Source organism: Sphingomonas sp., assembly GCF_031372575.1.
Lineage (GTDB): Bacteria > Pseudomonadota > Alphaproteobacteria > Sphingomonadales > Sphingomonadaceae > Sphingomicrobium.
Genome location: NZ_JANMLM010000055.1, coordinates 1 through 5,997, shown reverse-complemented (window position 1 = coordinate 5,997; position 5,997 = coordinate 1). Strand labels below are relative to the sequence as shown.

The following is a 5,997-nucleotide window of genomic DNA, read 5'->3' as shown; positions in this document are numbered from 1 at the left end:
AAGGCCAAGGGCCACGACATCAAGGTCGGCAAATTCCCGTTCATGGCCAACAGCCGCGCCAAGACCAATCGCGACACCGACGGCTTCGTCAAGATTATCGCCGATGCCAAATCCGACCGCGTACTCGGGGTGTGGATCATTTCGTCTTTGGCAGGGACGCTGATCGCCGAGGCCGCGCTGGCGATGGAGTTCGGCGCGACCAGCGAGGACATCGCCTACACCTGCCACGCCCACCCGACCCACGCCGAGGCGCTCAAGGAAGCCGCGATGGCGGTCACCGGCAAGCCGATCCACATCTGATGGCGGGCCTGCGTTCGACCCTTCGCCGCTACCATATCTGGCTCGGCTGGCTGATCGGCGTGCCGATGCTGTTCTGGACGATCTCGGGCGTGCTGATGGTGGTCAAGCCGATTGAGGAAGTGCGCGGCGCGGCCTTGCTGTCCGATCCGCCGCCAGTCCGCACCACAATCCCACCGGTGGCCCCTGCTATCGACGTGCGCCCCTTATCCAAACTGACGCTCGAGCAGCGCGCCACTGGCCCGCGCTGGGTGCTGGCCTTTGCCGATGGCACCAGTCGCCTCGCCGATCCCGCGACCGGCCGTTTGCTCCCCGCGATGAGCCCCGCCGATGCCGCGCGCGAGCTTGGAGCGCGCTATGCCGGCAAGGCAAAGATCGTTTCGGTCAGCCACATCGATCCGGCCAACCCGCCGCTCGATCTGCGCCGTCCGCTCGACAGCTGGAAGATCAGCATGTCCGACGGGACCTTTTTCTACGTCGATCGCTGGACCGGCGAGATCGCCGCGCGGCGCACCGCCTGGTGGCGGTTCTATGATTTCATGTGGGGGCTGCACATCATGGACCTGCAGACCCGTGAGGATGCACATAATCCGTGGCTGATCGGCTTCGGGATCGTCGCCGCACTGACCACCATCATGGCCCTGATCCTGTTGCCGATGACCTCGCGTCGCAAGAAGAAGCGCAAGATCAGCCAAACAGGTTGAGCAGCATCGTCTTCCACCCGCGCGGCTCCGACGGCGGGGCTGCCGACAGCTCGACCGGGCATTCGAGGCAGCGCACCTGGATCGCCGGGCCCGCCATGATCCGCTGCAGGTCAGCCAGTGCAGTCGCCAGCAACCGGTCGGGCGCCGGCGACAACGCTGCGAACGCGTCGGTCGGAACGCTTTCGCTTTCCTCACCAGAGAAAACCGCCATGAACTCCTCGCGGAAGCTTGGCGCGCGGTCGAGGTAGCGAACCCCGCGCTCGTCGCCCAATTTGGCCAGCCCCGCCGCCGCCGCAATGGCGTCGTCCAGCGAGCCGAACTGGTCGACCAACCCGAGCTGGCGCGCGGTCCCGCCGTCCCACACCCGGCCCTGCGCGATCTTGTCGATGTCAGCCATGCTCTTGTTGCGCGACTGGCCGACAATGGTCAGAAACTGGCGGTAAATGCTCTCGACCCCGGCCTGGATCATCCGCCCCGCCTCGGGCGATGGCCCGCCGAGTACATCGGGTTCGCCCGACAAGGGCGTCGTCTTGACCCCGTCGGCGCCGACCCCGAGCTTGGCCAGGCTACCCTGGAAGCTCGGGATGATCCCGAACACGCCGATCGATCCGGTAATGGTCGACGGCTCGGCGAATATCTTGTCGCCCGCGCTCGCCACCCAGTAACCGCCCGATGCCGCGACATTGCCCATCGACACCACGACCGGTATTTTCTTCGCCTTGGCGGCAAGGACTGCCTGCCGGATCCGCTCCGATGCAATCGCCGATCCGCCGGGCGAATCGACTCGCACCACCAGCGCCTTCAAACTGTCGTCGCGAAGACCCTTCTCGATCAGCCGCGCGATGGTCTCGCCGCCGGCATTGCCGCCGGTCGATTTGCCGTCGACAATTTCCCCAGCGACGGTGACCACGCCGATCGGCCCTTTGGGATCGCGGTCGACTGCGTCGTTGAGGTAACTGGCGAGCTTGATCGCCTGATAGCCGCCCCGGGCATCGTCATCCTTGCCGCCAAGCTCCGCCAGCCGCGCTTCATACGCCTGCCGCTCGCCCAGTTGGTCGACCAGTTTCGCCGCCACTGCTGCCTTGCCCAGGTCGCCGCCATTGGCATCGAGCACGGCCACCGGATCCTTCAGATAGGTATCGATCGCCGCTGCCGGCCGCGCCAGTTTGACATGCTCGCGCCACGTCTCGAGCAACGCCCCGGCCAGCGCCTGAGCATTTTCCCTGGCCTCGGGCGACATATCGTTGCGGATGTACGGCTCGACCGCCGATTTGTAGGTCCCGACCTTGTAGACATTGGCGGTGATGCCGAGCTTGTCCATCAGCCCTTTGTAATACAAATTCTTGCCGCCCGGCCCGGTGATCGCCACCGCGCCCATCGGGCTCAACCAGATTTCCGACGCGTTGGAGGCAAGTTGATAGCTGTCGTCGGTGTAGCCGGTAGCGAAGGCGACCACTGTCTTGCCCGATGCGCGCACCCGGCGGACGGCGGTTCCAAGGTCGCCGATCGCGGTCTGCCCGCCACCCAGGAAGCTGTCGAGGTCGAGCGCAACCGCTTTCACCCGGTCGTCGGTTCGTGCCCCGTCGAGCGCGGCGATAAGGTCGCGCAGGCGATATTCATGGATTCCCCCCGCGCCGCTGAGAATGTCGGAAAACGCCGCCTGCGTGGGTTGTTCGACCAAGGTCCCGTCGAGAGCGAGCACCAGCACCCCGTCGCTGATCGGCGCCGGCCGCGACGACAATGCGGCATAAAGCCCGCCGAAGAACAGCAGCAACAGGATCAGGACCAACGCATCCTTGATCCCGACCAGCAATTTCCACACCGCACGAACGAACCGCATGAGATACTCCTTTGGATGTTGCCTAGCCGAGCGTTTCAACGGCGCGAAGGGATTTTCGACGGGCGGGCAACTGGCGCGGCACAAGGAACCTGCTAACCGCACCCGATGAGCGCAACCGATCCATCCTCCCCCTGGCGCACCGAAATTCGCGCGACGATGGCGCTCGCCTGGCCGCTAATTCTTGCCAATCTGACGATGGCGGCGATCCAGGCGACCGATGTGGTGCTGATGGGCTGGCTCGGACCGCGTCCGCTCGCGGCGTCAGCGCTGGGGCTCAACCTGACTTTCGCCATGACCTTGGTCGCGCTCGGCCTGGTCACCGCTTCCTCGCCGATGATGGCCACCGCGCTTGGTGCGAAGACCCGCTCGGTACGCGACGTCAGGCGCACCTTTCGCCAGTCGCTGTGGATGGTCGCGACGATCATCGGCCCGATCTGGCTGGTGCTGTATTTCTCCGAAGGGTTGATCCGCGGCCTTGGACAGGATCCGGCCCTGGCGCGCGATGCCCAGACCTTCCTGCGCGGCTACATGTGGTCGGCGCTCCCGTTTCTCGCCTTCCAGGCAATGCGCAATTTCGTCTCGGCGCTCGAGCGGCCGGGCTGGGTGCTGGCGATCAGCCTGGTCGGGATCATCCTCAATGCCCTGCTTGGCTATGGGCTGATTTTTGGGCGCTTCGGTTTGCCCGAAATGGGCATTTTTGGCGGCGGTCTGGCAAGCTCGATCGTCTGGACGCTGCTCGCGGTGTTGCTCGCCATCGTTATCGTTACCGACCGCCAGTTCCGGCGCTTCCATTTGTTCGGCAATCTGTGGCGCGCCGACTGGCCGCGCTACCGCAAATTGTGGCTGCTCGGCCTGCCGATCGGGCTTGCCATGGGGTTCGAAGGCGGGGTGTTCAGCGCCGCCGCTTACCTGATGGGGCTGATCAACGCCGAGAGCCTTGCCGCCCACGCGGTCGCGCTGCAGATCGCCGCTTTGTCGTTCATGGTGCCGTGGGGAATGGCGCAGGCGGCGACGGTGCGGGTCGGCCTGTTCCTCGGGCGCGGCGATCCCGATGGCGTGATGCGCGCCGGCTGGACCGCGTGGGTGATTGGGGTCGGCTTCATGTCGGTCATGGCCTTGGTCATCTGGGCGATCCCGCACGAGTTGATCACCTTGTTCCTCGACGATACCCCAGCCAACGCGACCGTGATCGCGCTCGGCGTCTCGTTTCTCGCCATTGCCGCCATCTTTCAGGTGGTCGACGGGGCGCAGGTGGTCGGCGCGGGGATGCTGCGCGGGCTTCACGACACGCGCGTGCCGATGCTGTTCACGTTGGTCGGTTACTGGGGCATCGGCATCGGCATCGGTGCCTGGCTCGCCTTTCGCGACGGCTGGGCAGGGGTCGGCTTATGGACCGGGCTCGCCATTGGCCTGGCGATCGTCTCCGTCCTGATGCTGTGGCGCTGGTGGCGGCGCGAGGCACTCGGCCTGTTGCCGCCGGTCGCGGGGTAAAGCGTTCTAGGCTTCGATTTCCACGACATCGCCGATCTTCGTCATGCCGTATAGCGCCTTGGCCATCGGCGCGGGCAGGCGGATGCAGCCGTGGCTGGCGGGATAGCCCGGCACCACACCGGCGTGAAACGCGCGGCCCCATTTGTCGAGCCGCTGCATGAACGGCATCGGCGCGTTGGAATATTTGTTCGACCGGTGGAACGGCTTCTTCTGCAGGATGGTCCATTTGCCCGGATCGGTCGGATGGTCTGCGGTGCCATGGGACGACGTCGACATCGCGACCAGCACGCCGCTCTTGTACACATAGGTTTTCTGGTTGCGTAGCGAGACGAGGATCGACACCGGGCCGTTCTTGGGGATCGCAGCGGCGGGCAGCATCCGATACTCGCCCGGGCGGATCGCGGTCGATCCGAACTTCAGCGCGGCTTCGCGCTCGGCGGCCATGGTCAGCGGATTGATCACCACCACCGGCACATCGACGATCGGTGCGCGCTGCACCGGGGCGGTGGCGCAACTGGCGAGCAACAGGCCGAACCCGGCCGTTAAAATCTTCTTCATGGAGAATCAGGGCCTTAGATGGTTAATCTGGATCAAGCCTTCACCAGTCGGCGGCAAATGCCAAGCCCTTGGTCGCTATTGATGGGCGGCGTCCTTGACTTGTTGGACAGGGCCACCCAGATGCAGGTCATCGCTGGCACTCCTTCGATGTGAGTGCCAAGCGGCAACATCAACGACAAAAAAGAAGGTCCAACAACATGGGTTTCAGGCCGCTTCATGACCGAGTTCTCGTCCGCCGGGTCGAGGCTGAGGAAAAGACTGCTGGCGGGATCATTATCCCCGACAGCGCCAAGGAAAAGCCGCAAGAAGGTGAAGTCGTCTCGGTTGGCACCGGTGCGCGCGCCGATGATGGCAAGATCACTCCGCTCGACGTCAAGGCCGGCGACAAGATCCTGTTCGGCAAATGGTCGGGCACCGAGGTCAAGGTCGACGGTGAAGACCTGATCATCATGAAGGAAAGCGACATCCTCGGAGTCATCGCCTGACTTTCTGACCGGCGCGCGACTAGCGCGTCAGTGCGAACATTCGGAACATTCAACCATTTGAAAGGGTAGCCAACATGGCAGCCAAAGACGTAAAATTCAGCCGCGACGCGCGTGAGCGCATTCTGAAGGGCGTGGATATCCTCGCCGACGCGGTCAAGGTGACCTTGGGGCCCAAGGGCCGCAACGTCGTGATCGACAAAAGCTATGGCGCACCGCGCATCACCAAGGACGGCGTTACCGTCGCCAAGGAAATCGAGCTCAAGGACAAGTTCGAGAATATGGGCGCGCAGATGCTTCGCGAAGTCGCGTCGCGGACCAACGACAATGCCGGTGACGGCACCACCACCGCGACCGTTCTCGCCCAGGCGATCGTTCGCGAAGGCATGAAGTCGGTTTCAGCCGGCATGAACCCGATGGATTTGAAGCGCGGCATCGATCTCGCCGTGATCAAGGTCGTCGACGATCTCAAGGCGCGCTCGAAGCCCGTATCGGGCTCGAACGAGATCGCCCAGGTCGGGATCATCTCGGCCAATGGCGATACCGTGGTCGGTGAGAAGATCGCCGAAGCGATGGAAAAGGTCGGCAAGGAAGGCGTCATCACCGTCGAGGAAGCCAAGGGGCT

At 64.2% G+C, this 5,997-nt stretch carries 6 protein-coding genes and 1 pseudogene; 5 read left to right on the top strand and 2 right to left on the bottom strand.

The genetic code is table 11. From position 1 onward, the window contains the following. Positions 1 to 300 (top strand): annotated as a pseudogene (locus RMN73_RS04305) (dihydrolipoyl dehydrogenase); the annotation flags it as partial. Next, complete coding sequence (locus RMN73_RS04300; protein ID WP_309602082.1) at positions 300 to 1,001, top strand: PepSY domain-containing protein; 702 nt, start codon at positions 300 to 302, stop codon at positions 999 to 1,001. The pseudogene RMN73_RS04305 and the gene RMN73_RS04300, both read left to right, overlap by 1 nt. Here RMN73_RS04300 and sppA read toward each other — a convergent pair. Continuing rightward, positions 985 to 2,841, bottom strand: coding sequence for a signal peptide peptidase SppA (gene sppA / locus RMN73_RS04295; protein WP_309602081.1), 1,857 nt, complete (start codon positions 2,839 to 2,841; stop codon positions 985 to 987). The two genes, RMN73_RS04300 and sppA, sit on opposite strands and share 17 nt — an antisense overlap. Positions 2,842 to 2,946: 105 nt before the next feature. On the opposite strand from sppA, the gene RMN73_RS04290 reads away from it, so the two are divergent. After that, positions 2,947 to 4,332, top strand: a complete 1,386-nt coding sequence (locus tag RMN73_RS04290; RefSeq protein ID WP_309602080.1) for an MATE family efflux transporter — start codon at positions 2,947 to 2,949, stop codon at positions 4,330 to 4,332. Between the two features lie 6 nt (positions 4,333 to 4,338). Here RMN73_RS04290 and RMN73_RS04285 read toward each other — a convergent pair whose 3' ends face one another. Further along, complete coding sequence (locus RMN73_RS04285) at positions 4,339 to 4,890, bottom strand: L,D-transpeptidase family protein (RefSeq protein ID WP_309602079.1); 552 nt, start codon at positions 4,888 to 4,890, stop codon at positions 4,339 to 4,341. Positions 4,891 to 5,087: 197 nt separating this feature from the next. Between RMN73_RS04285 and groES the strand changes: the two genes are divergently transcribed. Then, the gene (groES, locus tag RMN73_RS04280; protein WP_309602078.1) at positions 5,088 to 5,375 is read left to right on the top strand and encodes a co-chaperone GroES; all 288 of its coding nucleotides are present in this window, start codon (positions 5,088 to 5,090) and stop codon (positions 5,373 to 5,375) included. Between the two features lie 74 nt (positions 5,376 to 5,449). Beyond that, a partial coding sequence (locus tag RMN73_RS04275) for a TCP-1/cpn60 chaperonin family protein (RefSeq protein WP_309602077.1) occupies positions 5,450 to 5,997 on the top strand: 548 nt, incomplete at its 3' end.

Coding starts and splice junctions, on each gene's coding strand:
- RMN73_RS04300 (WP_309602082.1), top strand. CDS start 300: ATGGCGGGCCTGCGTTCGACCCTTCGCCGCTACCATATCTGGCTCGGC.
- sppA (WP_309602081.1), bottom strand. CDS start 2,841: ATGCGGTTCGTTCGTGCGGTGTGGAAATTGCTGGTCGGGATCAAGGAT.
- RMN73_RS04290 (WP_309602080.1), top strand. CDS start 2,947: ATGAGCGCAACCGATCCATCCTCCCCCTGGCGCACCGAAATTCGCGCG.
- RMN73_RS04285 (WP_309602079.1), bottom strand. CDS start 4,890: ATGAAGAAGATTTTAACGGCCGGGTTCGGCCTGTTGCTCGCCAGTTGC.
- groES (WP_309602078.1), top strand. CDS start 5,088: ATGGGTTTCAGGCCGCTTCATGACCGAGTTCTCGTCCGCCGGGTCGAG.